Origin of the sequence: Clostridium sp. OS1-26 (assembly GCF_030915445.1) — a bacterium.
Classification (GTDB): domain Bacteria; phylum Bacillota; class Clostridia; order Clostridiales; family Clostridiaceae; genus Clostridium_AM.
On record NZ_CP133264.1, the window covers coordinates 3920823 to 3947071 of the forward strand.

At 31.5% G+C, this 26249-nt stretch carries 29 protein-coding genes and 3 pseudogenes; 26 read left to right on the forward strand and 6 right to left on the reverse strand.

The window, feature by feature from the left end; translation table 11 throughout:
• Positions 1-72 precede the first annotated feature (72 nt).
• From RCG18_RS19330 to RCG18_RS19405, 16 genes are all read left to right on the forward strand, one after another.
• Entirely contained in the window at positions 73-594 is a 522-nt protein-coding gene (locus RCG18_RS19330) for a GNAT family protein (protein WP_308037661.1), read from the forward strand.
• Positions 595-986: 392 nt separating this feature from the next.
• Positions 987-1163: a hypothetical protein gene (locus tag RCG18_RS19335; RefSeq protein ID WP_308037662.1), complete on the forward strand. Its 177-nt coding sequence runs from the start codon at positions 987-989 to the stop codon at positions 1161-1163.
• Between the two features lie 98 nt (positions 1164-1261).
• The gene (locus RCG18_RS19340; protein ID WP_308037663.1) at positions 1262-2068 is read left to right on the forward strand and encodes an aminoglycoside adenylyltransferase domain-containing protein; all 807 of its coding nucleotides are present in this window, start codon (positions 1262-1264) and stop codon (positions 2066-2068) included.
• Between the two features lie 230 nt (positions 2069-2298).
• Positions 2299-2835: a flavin reductase family protein gene (locus RCG18_RS19345; protein ID WP_308037664.1), complete on the forward strand. Its 537-nt coding sequence runs from the start codon at positions 2299-2301 to the stop codon at positions 2833-2835.
• A 247-nt stretch (positions 2836-3082) separates the two neighbouring features.
• Positions 3083-3625 carry a flavin reductase family protein gene (locus RCG18_RS19350; RefSeq protein WP_308037665.1) on the forward strand — a complete coding sequence of 181 codons (543 nt, stop codon included), beginning with the start codon at positions 3083-3085 and terminating at the stop codon, positions 3623-3625.
• Positions 3626-3945: 320 nt separating this feature from the next.
• Entirely contained in the window at positions 3946-4725 is a 780-nt protein-coding gene (locus RCG18_RS19355; protein ID WP_308037666.1) for an RNA polymerase sigma factor, read from the forward strand.
• 84 nt (positions 4726-4809) lie between these two features.
• Entirely contained in the window at positions 4810-5142 is a 333-nt protein-coding gene (locus RCG18_RS19360) for a cupin domain-containing protein (protein ID WP_308037667.1), read from the forward strand.
• 276 nt (positions 5143-5418) lie between these two features.
• Entirely contained in the window at positions 5419-5877 is a 459-nt protein-coding gene (locus RCG18_RS19365) for a GNAT family N-acetyltransferase (protein WP_308037668.1), read from the forward strand.
• Between the two features lie 318 nt (positions 5878-6195).
• On the forward strand, positions 6196-7017 hold the full coding sequence (locus RCG18_RS19370; protein ID WP_308042061.1) for an alpha/beta hydrolase: 822 nt from the start codon (positions 6196-6198) through the stop codon (positions 7015-7017).
• Positions 7018-7504: 487 nt separating this feature from the next.
• Entirely contained in the window at positions 7505-8470 is a 966-nt protein-coding gene (locus RCG18_RS19375; RefSeq protein WP_308037669.1) for a helix-turn-helix transcriptional regulator, read from the forward strand.
• Positions 8471-8581: 111 nt separating this feature from the next.
• Positions 8582-9067: a GNAT family N-acetyltransferase gene (locus RCG18_RS19380; protein WP_308037670.1), complete on the forward strand. Its 486-nt coding sequence runs from the start codon at positions 8582-8584 to the stop codon at positions 9065-9067.
• Positions 9068-9165: 98 nt separating this feature from the next.
• Positions 9166-9633: a hypothetical protein gene (locus tag RCG18_RS19385; protein ID WP_308037671.1), complete on the forward strand. Its 468-nt coding sequence runs from the start codon at positions 9166-9168 to the stop codon at positions 9631-9633.
• A gap of 143 nt (positions 9634-9776) precedes the next feature.
• On the forward strand, positions 9777-9998 hold the full coding sequence (locus RCG18_RS19390; RefSeq protein ID WP_308037672.1) for a hypothetical protein: 222 nt from the start codon (positions 9777-9779) through the stop codon (positions 9996-9998).
• A 125-nt stretch (positions 9999-10123) separates the two neighbouring features.
• Positions 10124-10606 carry a DUF4829 domain-containing protein gene (locus RCG18_RS19395; RefSeq protein WP_308037673.1) on the forward strand — a complete coding sequence of 161 codons (483 nt, stop codon included), beginning with the start codon at positions 10124-10126 and terminating at the stop codon, positions 10604-10606.
• Between the two features lie 78 nt (positions 10607-10684).
• Positions 10685-11161: a hypothetical protein gene (locus RCG18_RS19400; RefSeq protein ID WP_308037674.1), complete on the forward strand. Its 477-nt coding sequence runs from the start codon at positions 10685-10687 to the stop codon at positions 11159-11161.
• 586 nt (positions 11162-11747) lie between these two features.
• A complete protein-coding gene (locus RCG18_RS19405) occupies positions 11748-11975 on the forward strand; it encodes a response regulator (protein WP_308037675.1) in 228 nt (75 codons plus the stop codon).
• Positions 11976-12115: 140 nt separating this feature from the next.
• Here RCG18_RS19405 and RCG18_RS19410 read toward each other — a convergent pair whose 3' ends face one another.
• Complete coding sequence (locus RCG18_RS19410) at positions 12116-12262, reverse strand: helix-turn-helix domain-containing protein (protein WP_308037676.1); 147 nt, start codon at positions 12260-12262, stop codon at positions 12116-12118.
• A 207-nt stretch (positions 12263-12469) separates the two neighbouring features.
• Here RCG18_RS19410 and RCG18_RS19415 point away from each other — a divergent pair, with 207 nt between their 5' ends.
• From RCG18_RS19415 to RCG18_RS19440, 6 genes are all read left to right on the forward strand, one after another.
• The gene (locus tag RCG18_RS19415) at positions 12470-13138 is read left to right on the forward strand and encodes a response regulator transcription factor (protein WP_308037677.1); all 669 of its coding nucleotides are present in this window, start codon (positions 12470-12472) and stop codon (positions 13136-13138) included.
• 2 nt (positions 13139-13140) lie between these two features.
• Positions 13141-14877: a HAMP domain-containing sensor histidine kinase gene (locus tag RCG18_RS19420; protein ID WP_308037678.1), complete on the forward strand. Its 1737-nt coding sequence runs from the start codon at positions 13141-13143 to the stop codon at positions 14875-14877.
• Positions 14878-15101: 224 nt separating this feature from the next.
• On the forward strand, positions 15102-15731 hold the full coding sequence (locus RCG18_RS19425) for an SGNH/GDSL hydrolase family protein (RefSeq protein ID WP_308037679.1): 630 nt from the start codon (positions 15102-15104) through the stop codon (positions 15729-15731).
• Between the two features lie 11 nt (positions 15732-15742).
• Positions 15743-17149: an MBOAT family O-acyltransferase gene (locus RCG18_RS19430; protein WP_308037680.1), complete on the forward strand. Its 1407-nt coding sequence runs from the start codon at positions 15743-15745 to the stop codon at positions 17147-17149.
• 20 nt (positions 17150-17169) lie between these two features.
• Positions 17170-17451, forward strand: a complete 282-nt coding sequence (locus RCG18_RS19435) for a hypothetical protein (protein ID WP_308037681.1) — start codon at positions 17170-17172, stop codon at positions 17449-17451.
• Positions 17452-17612: 161 nt separating this feature from the next.
• Positions 17613-18539: a polysaccharide deacetylase family protein gene (locus RCG18_RS19440; RefSeq protein WP_308037682.1), complete on the forward strand. Its 927-nt coding sequence runs from the start codon at positions 17613-17615 to the stop codon at positions 18537-18539.
• A gap of 360 nt (positions 18540-18899) precedes the next feature.
• On the opposite strand, the gene RCG18_RS19445 is transcribed toward RCG18_RS19440, so the two are convergent.
• A complete protein-coding gene (locus RCG18_RS19445; RefSeq protein WP_308037683.1) occupies positions 18900-19592 on the reverse strand; it encodes a manganese catalase family protein in 693 nt (230 codons plus the stop codon).
• A 354-nt stretch (positions 19593-19946) separates the two neighbouring features.
• Between RCG18_RS19445 and RCG18_RS19450 the strand changes: the two genes are divergently transcribed.
• Positions 19947-21091, forward strand: a protein-coding gene (locus tag RCG18_RS19450; RefSeq protein ID WP_308037684.1) for an IS3 family transposase whose coding sequence is annotated in 2 segments (ribosomal slippage) — positions 19947-20193 and positions 20193-21091 — 1146 coding nt in all. Because the reading frame shifts where the segments join, the coding sequence is not laid out codon by codon here.
• Positions 21092-21134: 43 nt separating this feature from the next.
• Here the strand turns inward: RCG18_RS19450 and RCG18_RS19455 are convergent.
• Positions 21135-21467 (reverse strand): annotated as a pseudogene (locus tag RCG18_RS19455) (helix-turn-helix domain-containing protein); the annotation flags it as partial.
• Positions 21468-21764: 297 nt separating this feature from the next.
• Here RCG18_RS19455 and RCG18_RS19460 point away from each other — a divergent pair.
• Entirely contained in the window at positions 21765-21989 is a 225-nt protein-coding gene (locus tag RCG18_RS19460) for a hypothetical protein (protein WP_308037685.1), read from the forward strand.
• Between the two features lie 443 nt (positions 21990-22432).
• Here RCG18_RS19460 and RCG18_RS19465 read toward each other — a convergent pair whose 3' ends face one another.
• Positions 22433-23140 (reverse strand): MBL fold metallo-hydrolase, encoded by a 708-nt coding sequence (locus tag RCG18_RS19465; RefSeq protein ID WP_308037686.1) that lies wholly within the window; start codon positions 23138-23140, stop codon positions 22433-22435.
• Positions 23141-23325: 185 nt separating this feature from the next.
• Here RCG18_RS19465 and RCG18_RS19470 point away from each other — a divergent pair, with 185 nt between their 5' ends.
• Positions 23326-24234, forward strand: a complete 909-nt coding sequence (locus RCG18_RS19470; protein WP_308037687.1) for an AraC family transcriptional regulator — start codon at positions 23326-23328, stop codon at positions 24232-24234.
• 18 nt (positions 24235-24252) lie between these two features.
• Here RCG18_RS19470 and RCG18_RS19475 read toward each other — a convergent pair.
• Positions 24253-24453 (reverse strand): annotated as a pseudogene (locus RCG18_RS19475) (IS3 family transposase); the annotation flags it as partial.
• A 281-nt stretch (positions 24454-24734) separates the two neighbouring features.
• Positions 24735-25067 (reverse strand): annotated as a pseudogene (locus RCG18_RS19480) (helix-turn-helix domain-containing protein); the annotation flags it as partial.
• Positions 25068-25244: 177 nt separating this feature from the next.
• On the opposite strand from RCG18_RS19480, the gene RCG18_RS19485 reads away from it, so the two are divergent.
• Positions 25245-26054: a DUF2935 domain-containing protein gene (locus RCG18_RS19485; RefSeq protein ID WP_308037688.1), complete on the forward strand. Its 810-nt coding sequence runs from the start codon at positions 25245-25247 to the stop codon at positions 26052-26054.
• Positions 26055-26249: the final 195 nt, after the last annotated feature.

Genomic DNA, 26249 nt, shown 5'->3' on the forward strand with positions numbered 1-26249 from the left:
TAGAAGACGTGGTATAATTTTGATATCAATTAAGTCATAGTCGTAAATTACTACGATGTTAAGGAGGCTTTTATGTCAGATATTATAATCAATTTACTTGAGGAGTCAGATGCACAGGAACTTTTTACATTCGAACTTAAAAATAGGGCTTTTTTTGAGAGAGTAGGTTTCCCAAGAGGAGATAACTATTATGAATTAAATAATTTCAATACAATAATAAAGGAATCAATCGAGGAACAAGAGAAAGGATTAATAAATATGTATTTGATAAAGAATCATAACGGAATGATTCTTGGCAGAATAAATTTAGTATCAATAGTAAGAGGAAATTTTAATAAGGCTGAACTCGGTTATAGAATTGGTGAGGAACATCAGGGGAAGGGGTATGCAACAAGTGCAGTAAAAGTTATTTTAGATAAAGCAGTCAATAATCATAAACTTCATAGAATAGAAGCAGGAACATCACCTGATAACATAGGTTCTCAAATAGTATTAATTAAGAATGGCTTTCAATTTGTTGGACGTTATAATAAATATATTTATAAAAATGGAAAATGGTGTGATAGCATATTTTTTGAAAGAATACTTGATTGAATATATGCTGTAAAATACAGTTAAGGCGCATTCTTCTTATTTAACGTAATAATCGAAAAAACGAACAATTTAAAAAACACTGCATTATTCAATTTTGAATTCTGCAGTATTTTTACGTCGCATTTCAAATACTATGCGTAAGATTAAGAGTAGAAATGCTCTTTTTATTTTATCTTTTATTAGATTAATACTTAATATGAAAATTATATGTATTAATCTATAAACCTAAATATATGCATATCCTTTGAAAATTAAATAATATGGTGTTCAAAGCGCTTATTCCTTTATTGTAAAACTTTATGTAATAATGTTACAAATGTGCTATAATTTCTATATGTATAGGCCGAAGTTGTAATATATAACGAACTAATTAAAATAATGGAGAGATACATATGAAAAAATCTACAGTTAATATATTAAAATTTATATGGAATTGCTTATCTTTTGCAATTGGTTATTATTTGCATAATACTTATGGTATTGGATTATGGAAATATATACTTATAGTATCCCTATTATTAATAATTGGAGACCTTTTAGCTAAAAGATTTACTGAAGTAAATGAATAGTATGTATTACAATGTTCTTATAAGCTTTATTAATCATGAACTCATGAGATTTGAACAAGCTTTATTGTGGCTTAACATAAATAAGTGAGGTTGAAAATATGAATAATAGAATTCCCAATATAATAAATCCTTTGCTATATGAATATAAATCAAAAATTAAAAACTGTTTTGGTAATAAAATATTTGGTGTATATCTGTATAATTCAGTTGCATTAGGAGCATTTGATATAAATAAAAGTGATATTGATTTTATTACTGTAATAAATGAAGAATTCACAGATGAAGAAATAATTAAATTAAAAGCAATACATAAGGAATTAAACACTAAGTTCAAATATGCTAAAAGAATGGAAGGAATGTATATAAATATAGATAAAATTGGTAAGATTAATACTGATATAACCCCATACATATATTTTGCCAATAAAAGTCTCCATGATTATGGGTATTATGATATTAACTATGTTACATGGTGGACATTGAAAAATAATGGTATAGGTATAAATAGTCCTGATATTAGCAATTTAAATCTAAATGTTGAATGGAATAATATTATAGATACAATGAATTATAATTTGAATGAATACTGGAAAAAGAAAATTAATACTAAACTTATCTTTCTTACAGATTATTGGGTTGAGTTCTCTATTTTAACATTGTGCAGAATTTTATATACACTTGAACATAAAGAGATAATTTCTAAAACTGAATCAGCAAAATTTCAAATGAACAATCTGCCCTATAATTATAAATTGATTATTCAAGAAGCGTTACGAATAAGAGAGAATACTTCTAAAAAGTCTTTATATTCATTAAGAATAAAAAGATCAAAGGAAGTTAAAAGCTTTATCGGTTATATCATAAACTACTGTAACGAAAAATATAATTTTCTTTCAGTACAATAAAGTAATATTTTTATTTAACGGCACAACTGAAAAGACGAATAATTTATCTGAATACCGTATTATTCAAACTTGAATATTGCGGTGTTTTTTGTGTCACAATATAAAAAGAATATCTATTTATTCAGAGTTTACTCTCCTTTGGGATAGTACCTAACAAAAAAGTACATACTTGCTATTGATTATATATTAATTTATCATAGAGACAACAAATATTCAAGGAGGATAATATTATGAAAAAAGAAATACAAGTATTTGATTATGCCAATGTGATTATGAAAGCGCTTAAAACAGGTGTTTTATTAACAACAAAGGCAGATGATAAAGTTAATTCTATGACTATTTCATGGGGAACGCTAGGAATAGAATGGGAGAAACCGATTTTTACAGCTTTTGTGAGAGAAAATCGCTTTACAAAACATCAACTTGAAAAAAATCCTGAATTTACTATAAATGTACCCTTTGGTGAGTTTAATAAAAAAATATTAGGGATTTGTGGCACAAAATCTGGTCATTCAAGTGATAAAATTAAGGAACTAAACTTGACACTGGAATCACCTAATAGTGTTTCAGTTCCTGCTATTAAGGAGCTTCCACTTACACTTGAGTGTAGGGTTATATATAAACAAAAACAAGATGAGAGTGAGATTAAAGAAGAAAATAAAAATAAATTTTACCCACAAGATGTTGAAAGCTCATTTCATGGTGCAAACAAGGATTTTCACACAGCTTACTATGGAGAAATTATAAGTGCATATATAATTGAATAATGAGGTGTTAGAAAGTGGGACTATTTTACATTTATTTAGAATTATAACATTTGCTGTAATATAAATGTGATATAATTATTAATAGATAAGTCAAAATAGTAAGATATTGTGATGCTGAGATTATATATTTTGGGGCGTGATCTATCTATATGATAACTCATAGAAAAGAAACAGTCTATACTTTTTTCAATTTATCTATATAATTATTATTGTTGCAACAAATAAATAATCGAATTGGAGAAAGAATATGATAAAGAAGAAAATAGCAAATGTACCTTTTGGACCATTTATTACAGTTTTGGCAGGGGCGATGGTTAATGGAAAGCCAAACTATGCCACACTAGGCGCATATGGTGTTGTAAGTGAGAAACCTGTATTGTACATTTCATTGAAAAATTCTCACTATACAACTTCAGGGGTAGTGGAAAATGGATTCTTTAGTGTAAACATACCATCCTCTGAATCTATTGATAAGACTGATTATTGTGGGTGCGTCTCTGGTAATAAAGAAGATAAATCGAATGTTTTTGATTCGTTTTATGATGATGCAGGAAATGCGCCAATGATAAAAGAGTGTCCTGTAAATTATCTTTGCAAGGTAATACAGACAATTCCTATATTTGATTTTACGATGTTTATTGGAGAAATTGTTGCAGTATATGCGAACGAAGACTGCTTGGAAAATGGAAGACCAAATGCTCTAAAAGTTAAACCAACAATAATGATGGGTTCAGGGTACTTTGATCTAAAGGATAGAGTTGGTTCAATATTTGAACATATAGTACCATAAGTAACGTTGATTCTAAATAATAAGTATTAATATAAGGATGATACAGAATTTTCTTATTTAATAACTCAACTAAAAAACAGGAATAATTTACTGGAGCACCGCATTATTCATATTTGAATTTTGGGGTGTTTTTCGTCGCATTTCAAATATAACATTAAGCTATTGTAATTTTATAATAGTTTAATATTATGAAAATATATAGATATAGTGGTATAATTTTTGTAAAGATTAAATTAGGAATATAATATCATACAATAATTGTTGGGAAAAATTGTATTTATTAAAGCATAATAGATGAATATTAAATAGAGGGTGAAAATTTGAATTTTATCGAGGTGTTTAGAGAGTATAATAGGTATATTTATTCTTATGCATATAAATTAACTAACCATAAAGAATCAGCAGAAGATTTAACACAAGAGACATTTCTTAAAGCATATAAAGAGATATCCCAATTAAGGGATAAAGATTCCATTAGGTTTTGGCTTCGAAGAATATGCTTTAATACTCATTTAATGAATCTGAGGAAGCTGAAAAAATTAGCAGAAATCCCATACGGCGAAATGCTTGAGTTACAGCAACTTGGAAACTTGATAAATATTGACAATTCAATTCCGAGCATTGAAGATGAAATAATAGTGGAAGAAACTATTAAAAAAATTCAAAATGGATGTTTCTTAACAATGGTTCATAGATTATCTGAGAACCAAAGAATAGTATTTTCTTTAGTTGATATGTTTGGTTTAAGCACAGAAGAAGTTTCGAAAATAATAAACTTAACTGAATCAGCAACAAAGGCTTTACTCTATCGTGCTAGAGTTAAATTAGATAAGTTCTTTGGAGAGAATTGTAGTTTAGTAGATGTTAAGAATCCATGTAGTTGCAAAGCTTGGAATGAGTTCACTAATCATAGAGAAAAGATGAAAAAAAATTTTTTGGAAAGTAAGAATGATAGAAAAGGTAATTTAACTTGTTCTTTAGAAATAATTGATTCAGATATAGAAAAAAAATTAAGATATTTGTATGCTAATATGCCTGACCATAAGCCATCTAATGAATGGTATGAAGATGTGTTATCAAATTTAAAAAAAATGTTTTAAAAAGAACAAAAATGGCACAACTTTAATTATTTTAATGCATCTTATATAGTATAGGTCAATAAATGATTAAGGAGTTGTGAGATTATGTCAAAAATTTTTCCGGAAGTAGTTGAAAATTTACCATTTGCAGACATCCCTTTGAAAGGGGTGACAGCTTTTTTGTCTCAAGGAGAGAATCAACAAATATTATTTATGGAATTTGAAGAGGATGTTGATTTGCCTGAACATCAACATGAAAGTCAATATGGCATTGTTCTTGAAGGTAAGATTGAACTAGTTATTGGTGGCATAAAGAATACTTATGTAAAAGGTGACAGATATTATATTACATCGGGTGTAAAGCACTATGGTAAAATTTATGCTGGATATGCAGATATCACATTTTTCAATCAAAAGGATAGATATAATACAAAATAGCATTTTAATACTGTACTTATTACTTAAGCACTGCATTATTCTAAACTGAATGTTGCAGTGTTTTTTGTCGCATTTTCAAGATGATATCTAGTTGCTATAAATTTATAATAACTAGGTATTATGAAAAAACTGAGAAATAATTAATTGCATATGGTCTTTGAAAATTGGATAATACGATATTTGAAATATGCTATAATATGTATAATTGGAATATTTTTAAATCCAATTGTAATTTATTATTACATAATTAAGAATATATTTAGGAGCATAATATTTATGAGTAAGAGAATAGGCATGATTTACAAACTTGAACCTCAAAAATTACAAGAACACTACAGCTTTAATAGGATAAGCGCTAATGATATAGATGACTTAGCGACTTCTATGTTAGATGCATTTAGAGATACAGAAGACTTCGAAGGTGAAACATTAGAGGAGTTAGGCGAAGAACTCCGTGAGATTGTTGAAAGTACTTTTGGCATATTTATTTCCGATGCTTCATTTCAAATTAGGCAAAATGCAGAGATTGCGTCTGTAATTCTTATCAGTTTATATGAAAGTAAACCATTAATTTCAGAATTATTTACCAGAAAAAAATATATGAATTTAGGTATGGCAAGTAGCCTTTTAAAGAAAAGTATAAACGCATTACTGAGGTTAGGATATGAAGAATTAGTTTTGTACGTACACCCTAAAAATGTACAAGCGATTAATCTTTATAAAAAAATTGGATAATTTACTCAAACACCGCATTATTCATAAATATCTTTTATATGTAAATTATGATATAATTCCTATTGATTAAGTAAAAATAATGAAATATTGCGTAATACTTACAGTATCAACTTGTGAATAGGTATACTTTGGGAGGAGTTTGTAAATGAATTTAGAAACAAAAAAGATAAAAGAAAAATAAAACAAATAGGTGTAAAAGGATTTAGAAAGTATGTATTTAGAGCTTTAATTTGTATAGCTATTATTTTATTAATTGGTTTTTCATACGAAAAAATTGGTGAATATAAGGATGCTAACAACTACCCTCCAGTGGGAAAAATGGTTGATGTAAATAATCATAAAATAAATGTTTACAGCAAAGGTGATGGGAATGTTACTGTAGTTTTTTTATCAGGGATGAATACTCCAAGTACATATGCAGATATGTACCCCCTTTATAACGAAATTTCAAAACATACTAAAGTAGTTGTTTATGACAGACCAGGGCATGGATGGAGTGAGATAACAGATAAGCCAAGAGATATAGATTCTATTGTAAAGGAATTGCACACTGCACTAATAGAATCAGGACAAAAACCTCCATATATATTAGTTGGCCATTCACTAGCATCTTTATCAGTACTAAGATTTGCACAAACTTATAAAAATGAAGTATCTGGATTAGTGCTAATAGATGGTGGCGCTCCAGAGTTTTATGCAAAAAATAGTTTGGTAGTTCCTAATAGTACAGCATTTAAGTATAAGTTACTAAAGACTACGGGTATAGCAAGGTTAGTACTTTATCATACAGATTATTATTCAAAAAATCTTAACTTCATACCTGATGATTTAAAACAATTATATTTAGGAATGATTCTAAAAACTATGTATAATAAAAATATTATTGACGAAGGTATTATGGAAAGCTCTGGTGCAAAAACCGTTTTAGCAAACAATCAGTTAGGGAATATACCACTTAGAATATTTACTGCTGAAAGCAGTAGTTTAGATACTGAATGGGAAAATAGCCAAGAAGCTTTGAAAAAATGGTCTACAGATAGTATGCAAATGGTTGTTAAGGGTTCAACACATGCTATACACCATACTTCTCCTGATGTTATAAATAATGAAATAAAAAAATTGATAAAAAATCAGAAGTAGAATGTACCTAGCTTTAATGCGAGTAAAGTGCCCATAATACTATAAACAGAAGTCTTGGCTTCAGTTGGAGCTTTGACTCCATTTAATGATTCAAATATAAAAACAAACAATTTACTAAATAGTAATTTATCGAGTTGTTTATAAATTATGAAGATAATTTATAAATAATGAAACCTAAAATCAGAATTTTACGCTTGAAAATATCACCATCCGTTTGCCGGAGGGGTTTATCATGGGGCTGATCGGCCCCAACGGTTCAGACAAAACAGATTGGTGTTTCCGTCAACAGCTATATAATAGCGGCGTTTTTACAGGCAGACAGTAAACTTAACTGTACTTGACTTACCAACAACTTATGGCGGCTGCAAAATTGAAAAGATGCAGAACTTAAAAGAGAAAAATGAAATAACAGCAAGTAAAATCAAGCAGTAATCTCTCTATTTCTTTATAATAAATGTAGGACGGTTGAAACGGGGTGAACAGACGAATGTACGAGTGGCAGAAGCAAATTCAAATAATCGTTGATGAAATTGACAAATGTATTAAAAATTATAATGATGAAGCCTTGACACTACGCTTTCTTTCTCGCAGGCTGGGTTATTCCGAATTTTATACAACGAGAAAATTCAAAGAAATATCGGGTATGCAATTTAGGGATTATCTGCGGCATAGAAAATTAGCCTTTGCACTAAAAGAGGTTCGGGATAGTGAAAAAAGCATTTTGGATATTGCCTTTGATTATGGTTTTTCATCACATGAAGCTTTTACCAGAGCTTTCAAGGGAACATATGGTGTAACTCCAAGTGAATACCGAAAAAAGCCTAATCCTGTCGTTCTTCGTACAAAAATAAACCCTTTCGACCGCTACTTTTTAGGATTGGGAGAGATTGGTATGATGAAATCTACAGATGATGTTAAAATTTATTTTGTAACCATTCCCGCACACAAATTTTTGCACATTAAAAACTATGAGAGTAATGGGTATTGGGATTTTTGGCAAAAGCAAAGTCTTATTCCGGGACAGGACTGCGAAACAATTTGCGGCTTACTCGATAGTATCAAGGGCAAATTGGATGATGATGGTGGGAGCGAATCTAACAGCGGCAGCGGTCAGATTATGGCATACATTAATGACCCGGACGGCAGACTCTGCGATTGGGGTATTCCACGTACAGAGTGTTATGGTGTACGTCTTCCTTTTGATTATAAAGGCGAAGTACCACCACAAATGCTTATGATTGATGTTCCCGAAGTCGAGTATATTGTTTTTGAACATGGGCCATTCGATTATGAGCAGGAAAATCGTAGTGTGGAGGAAAAGATTGAAAAGGCAATGGCAACTTTTGATTTTGCAGGCACTGGTTACTGCTTTGATACTTCCCCCGGTAGAATAATTTACTTTTATTTTAATCCGGAACGGTTTTTTAAGTATATCAGACCAGTGCGGAAGTAAATAAAATCGACTGCCTATCCACTATTGTTTCTAACGAGAAAACCAAACAGGAAATAACAAATTCCAATTTAAGAGTGAGTAATATAAATAGTAATTTAGGGAGGATAATCTATGATAAAGCAGGCAGAAGAACATGATATTTTAGTGATTGAGGAGATATTATTAGATGCAGTGATGTGGATGGAAAAAAATAAATTACAGAATCAATGGAATGAAAACAGTATAAAATGGAATTCTCTATCAAAAGATTATCAGATTAATGATTTTTATATTGATTATCAGAATGGGGTGCCTGTAGGATGTATGGCTATAACTGATTTAGACACAAAGTATTGGCCTGAAATTCCAAAGGGAAAGTCACTTTATATACATAAGTTGGCTGTTAAGAGAGTGATTGCAGGTAAAGGTATTTCAAAAGAACTTATTAATTTTGCCAAAAATTTATCATTAAAAAATGGTATTAATTCACTAAGATTAGATTGTAATTTACAAAGAAATAAATTGAGGATGTTATATGAAAATGAAGGCTTTATATATGCAGGTAAGAAGAAGTCAAAAAATAATTATGATATGGCACTATATGTATGGCATATATAAAATTTTACTTAACTATAAATTCCAATTTAAGCTTGAGTATTATAAATAGTAATTTGTAGAGGTGATAAATATGTTGATTCAAGAAGCTACCCCAGGAAATGGTTGAGAGGTGGAAAGTAGTCTGGAATAAATACAAAGACAAATTACTTCCAAATAGGAAGTCAGGCAAAGAAGTTGTGGAATATTTAAAAAATAAGTATCTTCTAGAGGAAGTACATGATGATAATGCAAAGCAGGTAGTAATTAATAATGTACTTTATAACAAGCCCTACGCGGATAAATTGCCTATAGGAGCAGAAATGTCAGCAGTTACTTTTGTCGTAGAAAATGAAGGTAATGGAAAGTTTCTTTATGAAAATCAAGATGAAATTTTTAAGGGAAACAATGTCTTTGTTGGAGTTGAGCTGGAATCAGGATTTTTCTGTGTTGAAGGTAGTAGTCTACTTTGGGATGAACTATATGTATTTCGAGGGTTGGATGAAAAGGACATTCAGAATTATTTTTGTGTTGCAGAGTATATTTTCTGTCTGAAAAAATTTGGACTTCTCGAAAGTGAATTAGGTTAAATTCCAATTTGTAGAGTTGAGTTAGCATGATTTTAGATTCAGTTCTGTCGGAACTTTCTTGATGAGCGTCACAAGTGTAATTAAATGTGAAGTAATTTAAAAAACAAAAATTTAAATTACTTTCTATATTGGAGGTTAGTTTAGTGATAAAAATACTCATATTAGGTGCAAGTGGATTTTTAGGTGGAAAGGTTTATCTTAAATTCAATAGAAAAATGGCAAGAAAGTTAGGATTAGATGAAAATTTAGTTATCGAAGATACAATTAGTATTGAAAATGCGATAGCAAATGGAATACCTTTAGATACTTCGATGAACACTTCCAAATGTAAAATGATTTTTAAAACAAGTTTTAGAAATGTGTGAGATAAATTAGTTAGATCGTAATCCTCTTATATTTTGGGTAATCGTAAATCAGTGATATATGAAGAATAGCAATTTTATGTGTTACAATCGCAGATTATTAATAAGTAAGTTTTGTGGGGGAAAAAATGAAAAAAATAATATTAGTAACTTTGTTTTTAGTATTTGTATTTACAGGGTGTTCTGCAGTAAAAACACAAACGACTAATTCTAAAGAGCTTAATTCACAAAAGCAACCATTAGAGCCAAAGCAAGTAGTAGAAAATTATTTTAAATACTACAACGAAAAAAATTTAGAAGGAGTAAACTCAACACGAACCCAATGGAGTCAAATAACAACTGGAGTGGACGAAAACTTGAAATATATCAAGCTAAACAGTATATCAGAAGATGTTGCCTCGAGTATGAAGGAAGGGTATATAAAATATGGACATGGGATAATAACTGGTGCAAAAGAAGAAAATATAATAATTTATAAGATTGAATACACAGTTAAATATAAAAAGGATGGAGTTGGTCCGCAAGATAGTGGGAAATACATTAAGTGGTGTACTCTTATTAGAAAAGATAAAAACTCACCTTGGCTAATTGATGAGATAGGAGAAGGTTAGCTTTTGTTGGCTGCACTCCAAGCACACTTATATCAAAAATACTGTTTAGTTGAAAATCATACAAATTAGGAGGCTTTTATGGGACTTGAACATAAAATTTTTTTAGTAACCAAAAGTGATTATGAGGAAATACCTTGTAATGTAGGTGATGTATCATTAGAAGACATGAGTAATTGCGTATTAATTCATAATGATATAATCCAGTATATAGGAGACACGTTGAGATGGATACCATCAATTAATCCTGGTAATGGTTATGAAAAAGGATTTGGGTTAAATAATTATGGAATTACATTGTTTGATAAAGAAGGAGCTGCAGTTATTTTGAATATAGCAAAATTATGGGCTGATTTATTTTCAAATGGTACACCTATTTTAAAACTTAAAGGGAGTTATTGCTGGACAACAAATGATAAAGGTGTTCTAGAAGGTGAATATGAAATAATAGAAGTAAACCGAGATGAACTTGTTAGTAACATCAGAAAACTGCAATCACTTGCAGAAAAAGTCATACATGATTCAAGTAAATATTTTATAATCCATCATGGTATATAGAATTAGAGATAATAACAACATTCGTGTTATGTACTGAAAAGTAAGTGCATTTATTCGAGAGTTGGATTTTATTGCGTGTGATGGAGAAGTAACTTCTACATCCATAAAATAGCATAGATAAACGAATTCCCATGCTTCAATTTTACTTTTTCTTTTCACAAAACCAATTTCTCTTGCTATTTCTTCAATCTCATCTTTTGAAAAACATCTTTTAAGTTCGTCTGCAAAAAGCTTTATTTTTTAGGATTCTTTTAGCTTGATGGATATGGGGTATCGCCAACATTTCCGACTTGTTGGCTGCAATTAGTAATTAATGCATTCTGATAGAGGGTCGCAGCATTGCTCAAATAATTACCAATGTTAAACAAAATGGTTTGATTTACTTGTATAATGTTACGAAAAGGCAGTAGTAACAAAAATTTTACAAAAACATTACAACTTATAGACAACTTATGGTAAGGAATTTATTATGATTTATATATAGAGAAGAAACTTTTACACTATTTTCATATTTAATAGGGAAGTTGCTCCTCTATATTATAAGAATTTATTGAAGGTGGCGAATTTATTACAAATGGAATAAGTTTTGATTGTAGAGGATGATGTATCAATTTCAGATTTAATCAAATTGAATTTAAATATGATGAATTATGAGGTGAAACAGGTTTACGACGGCGAAGAAGCATTAAAATTAATTAAAGAAGAAAAATTCGACTTAATCATTTTAGATGTAATGCTACCTAAATTAGATGGGTTCAGCATTATGGAAAATATAAGAGGCATTCAAATACCTGTACTGCAACCGCCAAGGTGATTCCTAGTGAAGCTGAAATGTTATTTAAAGTACCTGATATAATATACTCCGATGTTCCAACTAAAAAACTTATTAGTGCTAAAACATAAATCTTAAATGTATTAGACAAAATAATCACTCTTTAATACAGTATATTTACTTTAGATCTCTTGTTCAAAAATGGTTACAATTCTTTTAATGGCTTCTTCATCTCTTTTATAATACGTATACTTTCCAATACGCTTTGTCTTAATTAAACCAGCTCGCAAAAGTATAGCAAGATATTCAGAAACTGTTGATTGCGTCATGTAAAATTAGAGAAAAGTTAAATCAAAGAACATAGAATTCTCTCACTTGATTTTTTCATATTCCTAAAGCATACTGTAAGAGAGCAGTAGAGAAATAAAAAAGTATACGGATTAGAAGTAAAAAATCTTAATGCTGATATTAATGATTACAATCTTACTGCGTCTTACTCTTAGTAAGTTTATAAGGACACAGATGGAGGTTATGCTATGAATAAAATATTAGTTGTAGAAGATGAAGATATATTGCGTGAAGTAATAATAGACTATCTGATTGAAGATGGATACCAGGTATTAGAGGCTGCAGATGGTGAAAAAGCTTTAGAACTTTTTCAATCAAATTCTGTTGATTTAGTTATATTAGACATTGTTCTACCAAAAGTTGACGGCTGGTCAGTATGTCGTAGAATACGGAAAAATTCTAGTATCCCTATAATTATTTTAACTGCTCGTTCAGATGAGGACGACTCTCTCCTAGGGTATGAGCTGGGAGCGGATGATTATCTTATTAAACCATACAGTCCCCGTGTTTTAATGGCAAAAGTGAAACGGTTTCTTGAAAAATATTCAGGCACTATAGATGGAACACTGATGTCAGTTGGCGATATTGTTTTAAATATGGGATCAAGACTTGTTTCTATAGATGGAAATACAATTAATTTAACTCATACAGAATTTGAAATCCTTGCTTACTTAATGCAAAATAAAGGGATTGTAATTACCAGAGAGCAATTAATAGCAAAAATATGGGGTTATGATTTTTATGGTGATGAAAAGACAATAAATAGCCATATAAGGAATCTCCGTGCTAAGCTTGGAAGTAAAGGCAGCTGCATTGTTACAGTTATCCGTTCGGGATATAAATTTGAAGAGGAATAGCTATGAAAAAAAGTGTTGTTTTTAAATGGTTTGTACTGACGGCTCTATTATTTTCCATGATGTTTTTATTCGTTGGAATCACGCAGAATTATTTTTTTGAGAAATATTATATTAATAAGAAATTGGACACTATGAAAACGTATATGAATGTTTACTCAGATATGTCAGCGAAGAAAGGAGCAGAAGCAGCATCCAAAGAACTATATAAAAATAATCATATTTGGATTACAAAATTAGATGAATATGGACGCATCTGTGATGTGGAAAATTACTATATCGAAGTGAAATTGAAAAATGAACCTAAGGGCAATTTTAGAATACCAATGTACTCCTTTGAAGGAGAATTTTCTTCGAATATGCTATCTTTATTAAAAGTTGGCGACGAGGTAGTTATTGATGCAGTTAATATAGCAGATGAAAGGATACCTTATCAGATACAGACTTATTCAACGGGAGTATTAAATTTAGACATCGCAGACAAGTTACATGGTCCAAATGCTGACAAAGCATATAGTCATCTTATAACTAATGTATATAAGGGAACGATAACGAAAACTGTATTTCCAGAACGTGAGGAGGATATTTCCTTTCCTTACCGGGAACGTTTTTTTCTTAAACAGGTAAAAGAATTTCAAACTAGTATGTTTATAAATACTGCGGAGCCACTGCAGCATGCAAAAGAGCTTAATGTGTCGGAAAATTTTGCAGAATATAGGATAATCATTAAACCAATTCTTGAAAATGGGAGAGCAAGATATATTTTTGCTATGATTTCTCTTCAGCCGGTAGATGAAGCAATATCGATTATACGGCAATTCTATCCTTATTTTTTTGGATTTTCCTTCCTGTGTGTTATGCTTTTAGCGTTTATTTTGTCTAAGTGGCTAGCCAAACCGCTATTGTCCATCAACCAGATCACAGGAAAAATAGCAAATATGGATTTTACAGAAAAGTTGCCGGTGCATTCCACTGATGAAATTGGTCAATTATCTAAGAATATAAATTACCTGTCAAACCAGATGGAAGAATATATTGGCCAGCTTAAACAGGATATCGATAAAGAGAAAAAGTTGGAAACTACGCGGAAGAAATTTATTGCAGGAGTATCCCATGAGTTGAAAACGCCTCTTGCTGTTATGAAAAGTTGTCTGTCTATTTTAAAAGATGGAATCGCAGCTGAAAAACGAGAACATTACTTTCAAGCTATGGAAGACGAAATACAGCGAATGGACTTGTTGGTTGTGAACATGCTGGATTTAGCTAAGTTTGAATCTGGAACTTATAAGCCGAAAGTGGCTCCTTTTGCAATAGATAAATTGATTACCGAAGTATGCGGATCGCTGGATGAGCAAATACAGGAGAAAAATCTCTCTCTTACGTTAAAACTTCATCCACGGGTAGTGATAGGGCATAGAGGGTTAATTAGTCGAGTAATCACTAATTTTCTCAGCAATGCAATTCGTCATACGGAGAATGGGCATGCAATCGTAATTGCTATAAGATGCGATGGACAGACAGCAGAAATCAGTATAGAAAATAAAGGGAACTTGATACCAGAGGAAGACAGAAAAAAGATTTGGAATCAATTCTATCGTGTCGAGGCGAGGACATCCAAAGCAGGTACTGGTCTTGGGCTTTCCATATCTAAGGAAATACTGGAACTTCATCATGCGGTTTATGGTGTGGAAAATACGAAAGATGGCGTCCGCTTTTTCTTTTCACTGCCGATACAACCATAAATCATTGGTTATATTTTCTGAGAAAGATATATGCCTTGTTTGAGATACTCTTATCTAAACAATTTAATATTTTACCGGCGAAACAGCTATGAAGGATTCTTCATGGCTTTTATTTTAAAAAAAATTAGAACAAAAATAATATCTAAGCTTTATCTCATCTGCACCTGTTCTGCATTTTGCTGCTGTAATATTTATGTATCAAATAAAGAAAAGAGGTTTTTTAAATGAAAAAATTAATGATGTGTTTCCTCGTAGGTATCCTTCTGGTTGGTATGGCTGCCTGCGGGAATAAAACTGCTGAAAAGGCTGATAAAAAGGATGCTAAAAAGGATGTTACAGCTCAGTTTAAGAATAGTGTATTTATCGGAGATTCCATCACTGAAGGTTTTGTAATTAATGAAATTCTGTCTAAAGATTGTGTAATAGCTGGGGCAGGAGCCACAGCTGGATATACGTATGATCAAATTGGAGACTTAGCTAAAAAGAAACCGGATAACGTCTTTATCATGTTGGGGTCAGATGACATGCTCATGCCTGAGGATAATCCTAAAGAATTATTCAGAAAAGATTTAACGAAACTGGTTGACAAGATAAAGAAAGAGGTGCCCGACTCAAAAATATATCTCCAATCCATTACACCTGTAGCACAGAAGGCTTTAAAAGAGCAACCACGTTATAAAGGAATAGACGAATATAATGATCTATTAAAGGAACTGGCGGGCAAGTTATCAGTTAATTATGTAGACATAGGAGCATTGGCAAAGAAAAACCCCAATTTATTTGCCGAAGATGGTGTTCATTTCAAAAAAGAATTTTATCAGTTGTGGCTGAATAAACTCTCTGAATCATTATAGCGGAGGGATATATGGTATTTAGTAGTCTATTTTTTACATTTGCTTTTTTACCGATCACAGTAATTCTATATTATTCTTTAGGAAAGCATTTGAGAAATATTGTCCTGCTTACTGCAAGCTTATTTTTCTATGCATGGGGAGAACCTGTCTATGTGTTATTGATGTGCGGTTCCATAATGATTAATTACTTTATAGGAACTCTTTTGGGCAGAGATGATGCTGGTAAACGAAAAAGGAAGCTTTTTTTAATAATAGGCCTTGTTTTCAATTTAGGCTGTCTCGCTTATTTTAAATACTTCGGCATGATCATAAGCACAATAGCATCGATTGGCAGTTGGAATTTGAACGCGGGAACACCAGTGCTTCCCTTAGGGATTTCATTTTATACCTTTCACGCACTATCTTATGTAATTGATGTATATAGGGGAAAAATAAATTCGCAGAAAAGCCCGATTCTTTTTGCTCTTTATATCACTATGTTTCCGCAGTTGGTGGCAGGGCCTATTTTGAAGTATGCAGACATTGAATCACAGCTAGCTGACAGGAGCATAAGCTTTGAAGAATTTTACTCCGGGATGCGGCGCTTCCTGTGCGGCCTTGCGAAAAAGGTGCTTCTTGCTAACAATATTGGTTTGCTATGGTCCGAAGTAAAAGCCATGCCTGGCGCAGAAATTTCGGTGCTCATGGCATGGGCCGGGATTATTGCCTTTACTTTGCAGATTTATTTCGATTTTAGCGGGTATTCTGATATGGCCATCGGATTGGGAAAAATGTTCGGATTCCGTTTTGAGGAAAACTTTCGGTATCCATATATTTCTCAAAGTATCTCGGAATTTTGGCGGAGGTGGCATATCTCCCTCGGCTCATGGTTTAAGGAATATGTATATATTTCTCTTGGCGGGAACCGTGTCGGTAAGTGGAAATTGATACGGAACATGTTCATCGTATGGTTTCTCACAGGACTCTGGCATGGTGCAAGCTGGAATTTTGTTTTATGGGGGCTTTATTTTGGAACCTTAATAATAATAGAAAAATTGTTTTTGCAGAAGAGCATGACACGATGGCCCAAAGCTATCCGTCACATATACTCGCTATTGCTTATTGTTATAGGCTGGGTGTTTTTTGAATTTCCCAACATGGCGGATGTGGTGAGTTTTCTGCGGAGCATGTTTGGAGTAGGAAGCAACGCGTTTATTGATATTCAAACAATTACGAAGCTTGAAGCGTATGCCGTCTTATATCTTGTTTGTATCATAGCAGCCACACCCTTGCCGAAGAAGCTGGCGTTATCATTTAAAAGGATTCATTGCAATATTTTCAAGTTTGCAGAAAACGTGTATTATTGTGTACTAATGTTTTTTTCAACGGTGTATATGGTTGGTTCAACCTACAACCCATTTATATATTTTCGATTTTAACCTGGAGGATTGATATGCGAATGAATAAAAAGAAACGTTTTGTTGTTACACGAAATATTGTGTGTGTTTTCCCACTTTTATTTATATTTGCTATGTTTATATTGCATCTAGCCTTACCGGATAAAACTTTTTCGAAGGAAGAGATGCGTTACTTAGCTCCATGGCCTGTTTTTCATGTTGAAAGAGTATTAGATAGAAGCTATGAAACTAAAGTTGAATCATATTTTTCAGATCAGTTCCCTTTTAGAAACTTTTGGGTTCATATTCAGGAGAGTTCCAATAAACTCTTATTAAAAGGGTGATTTATTATTCTATTCAGATTTTATAAATCCATAAAATCTGAATAGAATAATACAAAAGTTAGTAAAATTTTAAATTACTTATATAAATTTTAGAAATAATTAACGTATAGAATAGATATTGATGTAGATAACGATTTTTTAGTAGGAATAAGGGGAGAGAGATGAGAAAAAAAATTAGAAAAAAAAGAAGAAAATTAACCTTATATCTAATAGGTATTTTTATAGGTACTTTTATTTTGTCATATAAAGGTTATGAATGTTATCATAATAAAATTGTACAAGCTAATAAAGAAGTAACTGCTAGTAAAGTGGTATCAACTAATAAAGCTAAAGAATCAGATATTAAAATAGAAACAAAAGAAAATATGATAGTAAATAGATCACATAATATAAATGACGAAGGACAAAAATATACCTATGATGTAAAGAGGGTAAAAGATATTTTAGATAACAAAGAAGAAAGTGATGGTAAAAAAATAGCATTCTTAACTTTTGATGATGGCCCATCCACAACTGTAACACCCAAAATACTAGACGTATTAAAAGAACATAATGTAAAAGCTACCTTTTTTTTAATTGGGAAAAGTATAAATTCTAATGAAGCAAGTAAAAATTTAGTCAAGAGAACTTTTAGAGAAGGACATGCATTAGGAAATCATACTTATTCTCATAATCTTAAAAGTTTATATCCAGAAAACAAGATTAATGTAGATTGCTTTGTGGAAGAAGTTGTAAAAACCAATGCTGCAATTAAAAACATTATTGGACAAGACTTTGATACAAGAGTCTTAAGAATGCCAGGCGGTTATATGTCAAGAGAACACTACAAAGATCCTAATCTAGCAGAACTTAATAATAGGCTAAGAGATATGTATAGTATAGATTGGAATGCCTATGATTTCGATTCAGAGGGTAAAAAGAAAAATGCAGAAGAATTGTTGAAAGAAGTAAAAAAAAGCGTAGGAACAAAAGAAAAAGTAGTTATACTAATGCATGATGCATATGGCAAGGAAGAAACAGCTAAAGCATTACCTCAAATAATAAAATATCTTAGGGATCAGGGATACGAATTTAAAACATTATCATGATTAGATTTGAAGAATACTCAGAAGGTTATAGAAGGCATATTGCCTTGGGTGAAGAAAATGATGAGAATACTGAATTACAAGCAGTAAGTTACGTATTATTTAAATACAGACTTTAGCAGTTGCTGGAGTACATAAATATCAGGTTGATCTAGTAGTATACTACGAATTTGCTACTAATGAACAGACAAATAAGAAAAGTTAAGATAATTTAAGAAATGCTAATAAAATAATTGAGATAAAAGAATAGCAAATCTAATAGATTCGTTATCCTAAAATCAGACAATACATTTAACTAAGAGCTTATTGTTATTTTACACAATAACAATAAGCTTAAAATCCATAAAAAATATACTAAAAAGTTTAATGATGTACTAACTCCTTTTGATCAGGGGTATTAAAAGAAGGTGCTTCGGGTTGAGTTAGATTACCAAAGTATTTACCAGGAGTTGACAAATCAAAGTAAAGTTTAGAATCTTGAGTAATTCCCCAATCCTTTAGTGAACCTGTATCCTGTAATTTATTAAAGGCTTCTCTAAAAAGAGTATTGTGAGCCTCTTCTCTGTTTAGAAGGAAATCTATAGTTTCTTTAACTTTTTTATCATTAATTTGTCTGTATAAATATTGATATACAACCTTTGCTCTTTGCTCTGCAGAAATATTAGATAATATATCAGCAGCTAAATCACCAGTCTCCTCTATATATGCAGCAGTCCAATATTGTCCAGACGCACTTGTAAGGGCAGGTGTAAGTCCTGTTGAAACATGTGCCTGTATGTTTCCAATTGTTGCATTGTTTGCATCTAGAGTATGACCATTTAGAAGATTCACAGTCTGAGCAACCATTTCCATATGTGCTAACTCTTCAGCAGCAATATCTAGAAATAAATCTTTTATTGCTTGATCTTTTATACGAAAACTTTGAGACATATACTGAAGAGCAGCTTTCAATTCACCATGAGGACCGCCTAATTGTTCTTGAAGCATTGCAGCATAACTAGGGTTAGGTCTTTCTACTCCAACCTCATGTAATAATTGTTTCTCATGTTTAAACATGTAGTTACCTCCTAAAAATAAATTTTTCAGCATTAGTGTTACCCTTTAGAATTCCTATTATGCCTTGATGGTGTTTTATCAACAAGATGCAATCATATGTATGAAATGAAACTTGAATTTTGCAATTAAATACAACCAGTGTATAAATGTCAACCCAGAAATGTAACTTTTTGATCATTTAAGAATGTAGTTTTTTAATCTTCTTCTTGCTTAAAATGATCTTTCAATCTATACGATTTTCCGTTAATTGTAACAACATGAGCATGGTGTAAAACTCTATCTGATGTTAGTATAATATTGTAGACACGAAAAGCCGAACACTTTACAATAAAGAAAAGAGAAGGAAGTGTTACAATGGCAAGAGGCAAAAAACAATATACGGAAGAATTTAAAAATACAATAATAGAATTGTACAACTCTGGAAAGACTTTAGCAGAGTTAAGTAGTGAATATGCCCTTTCTAAATCAACCATAACTGGATGGATTAAAAAAAATAAACCTGTCGCTATAGGTAAAGATACAGCAATAACAGCAGCAGATTATCAAGCAATGATTAAGAAAATGGCAAAGCTTGAAGAAGAAAATGAAATACTAAAAAAAGCTATGGGCATATTCGCAAGGAAGTAGCATCGGTATTCGAATTTATAAAAGCCAACAAGAAATATCATGATATTAAACTAATGTGCAAAGTTCTTAAGGTATCTAGGAGCTCTTATTACCAATACCTAAAAAAGAAGCCTAGCAAAAGAGATTTAGAGAATAATAACATTGCGAAAGCAATTATAGATATACACAAAGCTAGTAAAGGCCGTTATGGAGCCCATAAGATACACGCATCTCTAAATGCAATTGGTGTAACAATCAGCATAAAAAGAACTCAAAGGTTGATGAAGAAAATCGGAGTAAAATCTGTAATAACAAAGAAATATAGACCATCTACTTCTAAGCATAAAGTAGAAGAGAAAGAAAATATACTCAAAAGAGACTTTCAAGCTGAGAGCATCAATAAGAAATGGGTAACTGACATAACCTATATTCATACTATCAAGGATGGATGGTGTTATTTAGCCTCGGTTATGGATCTATATAGTAAGAAAATAATAGGCTACGCCATGTCCAAATCAATTGATACTACATTAGCGCTACAGGCAGTAAAAAATGCCGTAAGGCTTCAGAAGCCAACTAATAACCTTATACTTCACAGCGATTTAGGCTGTCAGTATATAAGCTCCGCCTTTAAAGAATATATAGTAAGCACTAATTTGATCACTCACTCTTTTAGCTCTAAGGGATGTCCTTATGACAATGCTTGTATTGAATCTTTTCATGCATCCCTTAAGAAGGAGGAGGTAAATCTTGTTACATACTTAGATTTTAATTCTGCTAGGCTTGCTATTTTTGAATATATAGAATCCTGGTACAACATAAGAAGATTGCATAGCAGCATTGGATATATGACTCCACAAAAATGTGAAGATTTAGCTAGAAAATCTTCATAATTTGTTCAACTTTTGGTGTCCAAGATATTGACATAGATCCACTTCTAAACGAAGATTGCGCGCAATCTAGCCCGTGATTATCTTTAAGATACTGCCATAAAATGCGCTTATAATAAAATACCTGAATTGAATCTTTACCAAGAAGCTCTTTTATAATAGGATCAAAAGCTTCTATTTTAGATTTGCATTTTCTAGTGGTAGGTTTGACATATCCATTTAAATATTTGCCTACGGTTCGAGGATCAACACCAAGCTCTCTAGCTATCTGACTTTTATTTACTTTCAAATTGTTTACTTCCATAATTGGCTTTAGTTTATGAAGATCTTCTAGTTTATTAATTTTAATTTCTGAATAAATATTTGTTTGTATAATCATAATTACCCCCAATAAATCTTGAGTAATTATAATTTATAAAAACTAAATTGTACATTCTTATATGATCGTTTCATTGCATTCTTATCTTATCATTTATATGGCGGAGATGATTTTTACTATAATGCACGTGAAAGAATGAGGAAGGCTCTTGATTATTGGAAATTTGGGTATGACCGAAAAGGTTTTGTAAGATGATCTATTATAGATAAAAAAGATAATATTGTAATTGGAACAATAGAATTATTTCATAGAGAGTCTAAAGATTATTTTAATAATTGTGGGCTTCTTCGTTTAGATTTGAGAAGTGATTATGAAACAAAAGCCAATATAATAGATATTTTAAAATCATTTATTGATAAAACCTATCAACTGTTTGAATGTAATATGATAGCAACAAAGGCACTTCCTATTGCAAGCGAAAGAATAATGGCTCTAAAGGAATTAGATTTTTCACCTACTGAAAACAAGTTGATTGGGCATGATGGGACGGAATATTTATCATATTATTTTAAAAAGAGGTAAATTTCAATTTAGAGAATATATAATAAAAAGGTTATCCCTTATAACTGATATGGACAACCATATCATAGCTGAATATTCAACTTGTTGTTCCCCAAAACGCGGATAACCTATTACTAAACCGTTTTGTTGAAATTGTCCGAGCACATTGTTGTTAAGGAGAATTATTAGACATTTAGTAGAACATTTAGGGACGCCAGGATGTGCGATAATGAAGCAATCTAGGTAAGTTGGTGTACCTTGGCAGCTATATTAACACCGATAATTGCACTACTAGTTCTCTGCTTCTTAGAAGAATAGTAGTAAAATAAACCCAGAAATCTTAATTAACTAGATTTCTGGGTTTATTAGTTGTAACCTTGAAAAACATGGCACCACGGTCATGTAAATCAACATTGGCTGCAATAGTCTTCGAATTCGACCTGACTCAAAACAGAATGGCAGGTTCAAATGATTTTTGCAACATCCTTGGATATATGTTCATAATTTTCGAAAACATTCACATCATGGAAGCATAATGCTACTAATTTTTTATTGTTTGCATCACATAAAAAATCTAAATTTTTTTCTATATTAAAATAAATTCCAACCGGCCTTTTTTCCAGCATATTTTTCAGCATATAACTCTCATCACCAGTAAGTACGTATGAAGTATCTCCATCTTTAAAATAGACTACGGATGAACCCGGAGAGTGTCCCCCAATTACCTTAAACAAAAATTTATCTTCATATAAGAATTCGTCATCTACTATTGTAACATCACTCTGCGAAAGTCTTTGAACCACAGCTTTTGAACATTCTTTCATCGCAATATCATATTCGACTTTTGATATAACAATAGAACACTTTTGATATAAATCAAGATTTCCGATATGGTCAAAATGGCTATGCGTTAAAAATATAACATCAACATTGTCATAATCACCTATAATGCTTTTTAGCTCTTTTTCAATATTATTGTAGGTCATTCCGAATTTCGAGGCAATCTCTTTGTCACGATATCCAGTATCGAAAAGCAATATCTTATTATTATACTTTGCCACGTAATACATCCAAAAAAAATTTTCTCGTTCTTCAGACTTGCACATATCTGCATATATTTTCTTTGTTTCGTAAAGTGGAGATTCACCATATTTCATTGCATATAATTCCACTGTTTTACACCATCCTTAGATTTAGTATATTTCATTTTTTGTGTAAATAGTTAATTTGCATCATATCTTCACTTTCATACTTCACACTCCCTTTCCCTGCTATACATTGTATCGAAAAAATTAATATGATAAAATAACATATATAAAGAGATTTGCTATACTATTTGCAATGAGAGGGTGTATATATGCCTCAGAACGACAGACGCAGGTCAAAGAGCGTGCCTATTGAATTTGAACCAATCCAGAATCTAACTGAACTTCCTTATACTGACCGCATTACACTTGTACTCGTAACAGATGGGAAGGCTAGTTTATTATTGAATAATAATTTCATTACTATTACTGCACCCTGTATACTGTGCATATCTCAGCACGACCAAGTGCAGGTTATAGAAAACAACCTATTGTTTGCACAATCTTTTAGCCTAAGCCCTAACTTGTTGACCTCTTATTTCACTTCCAAACAAATTAAGGAAAGTGCTGCTGATATGACAAAATGGAATTACACCAGTAATATGCTTAGGCTTTTTTTCACACGTAACGAAACTTACAATAGCATACTTGTTCTGCCACCACATGTTTATCTCAAGATATTTGAATGGATTTCTATCATAGGAACCGAAACTAATGCTCAAAGCGATGGCCGCTGGATTTGCAGAATTAGACGTTATTTTATTCAGATACTTAATCTTCTTGATGACATCTACGAAAATAGAGAAAAAACAAATGATATCAACAAGGGTTTTTCTCCGGTGGATGCCGTCATAGAATACATTCATGTTCACTATATGAATGAAATTACCTTGGATATGCTATGTAATCTCACGCATATGAACAGAACGTCGCTTAATAAAATATACAAAGAACGCACCGGAAAAACGGTAATTGATTATCTCATTAGTTACCGGTTACGAATTGCAAGAGAGTTACTTAACTATACAAGCTTGACATTAGATGAAATTGCCCGTTCAACGGGTTTTGTCTATGATACGTATCTTATTCGGCAATTTACAGCAAAAATGGGTGAAACCCCAACAGAATATCGGAAAAATTACCGAAATAAGCTTGACATAAATGCATCGTCCCAAATATAAACTCCCTACGTATTCATCGATTGCTTGTTCCAATTCTTCATATGTATAAAACTTTTGCAAATAGTACATCTCGCATTTCAGAGTTCCCCAAAAACCTTCCATTGGTCCGTTGTCAATACACCTACTAACACGTGACATGCTCTGAATTGCCTTGATATTATCAAGTTTAGCTTTAAAATTTTTATTAGTATACTGAAATCCTCTATCGCTATGAAAAAGTGGCTTCGCAGTCGGATTAGCAATTACTGCTAAGTCAAATGTGAGACGCCCCTTATTTTTTACTTTTTCAAAAAACGTGCCATATTTTTTCCAAGTGTTTTAAAGGTTTGAATACCTTCATCATCTTTTTGTAAATCTCCTATATCACGTGATAAAGTCATATTCCAACCAATTGAACTAGGTATTGTTATTTCATTGCTACCAAAGAAAAAGTTTATAGCAGAATATACAAAACTACTTCCAGATCTTCTTACAGATACTACAGCTGCTCCAACTTTACCTCTAAACGAAGATTGCGCGCAATCTAGCCCGTGATTATCTTTAAGATACTGCCATAAAATGCGCTTATAATAAAATACCTGAATTGAATCTTTACCAAGAAGCTCTTTTATAATAGGATCAAAAGCTTCTATTTTAGATTTGCATTTTCTAGTGGTAGGTTTGACATATCCATTTAAATATTTGCCTACGGTTCGAGGATCAACACCAAGCTCTCTAGCTATCTGACTTTTATTTACTTTCAAATTGTTTACCTCCATAATTGGCTTTAGTTTATGAAGATCTTCTAGTTTATTAATTTTAATTTCTGAATAAATATTTGTTTGTATAATCATAATTACCCCCAATAAATCTTGAGTAATTATAATTTATAAAAACTAAATTGTACATTCTTATATGATCGTTTCATTACATTCTTATCTTATCATTTATAACCAGTGATGTTATATATATACTTAATAATATATTTCAGTCATATGATATAGTGTAGAAATATTCAATGGAGGGAAATTTTGAAAACTTGGGATTATAAGAGTGAAGCATTATTTGAGCACCGGTTTTGGCTGCAGATATTAGGAGATCATTCCAGATTTATACTAGGGGCTTTGTCAGAAGATGCAAGGGAGAATATACAGAGAGCAGAGCAATTTAAACATCTATTTGATAACCTTTTAGAACAATCTAGAATGGAGTTAGGAGAAGCAGAACTTGCGAGGTTAAATAATTTAGCATATAATGCTGCTTGTCAAATTCGCACCTTTAAACTTCATATTATTAAGGAACATCTAGGCGGTAAGATAAAGATTAATTTATCACCAACATCTATAAATCATATGGTCAACGAAGTAGAAGAATATATACTTATTTTAAGCTGTCTTATAAATAAACAACCGAGTTTATCACACCCTATTCATTACCATAAGCTATGGTTACTTGATGGATCTGGCCATGCTGCGTCAATTTCAAATTCGCTTGATATGGTGGAAAAAGATTTAATAAAAATGAGCATGAAATATCGTAAAACATTTGACGCGTTATATGGAAAGTCAAATGAAATGAAAGGTTATATGAGAACTGGATTAAATAAGTTCCCTGCATTAAGAAAACTAAATCAGGATGCAGATGAAGAAATGTTGTGTTTCAAAAAATTCTTAAAGGAATTAGAAAAATTAATTAAAGAAAAGAAGGTCTTAGGAACTTTGCAACCTCTTGTGCCTGATCATATGTACAGGGAGGAATGTTATTATTTAACAAAGTTATCCATGGTTTCAGAAGTTAAAAGGCCAGATTGTGATCCTGGTGAGCCAAGAGTTGAAGACTAAACCAGATTAAATTCATCATAGATACCTTAGCACTTAAAGAAATATCGGTGCTTATGCATATTGTTTAGTAAGGCATCATTTGAGTTCCACACATCATAGATGTAATACTAGCTGGATTACATCTATGATGTGTTGCAACTTAAAGTGAAAATTTAAAAAATCAAGACTTATCTTTTTGAAACTCTTTATGTTGCT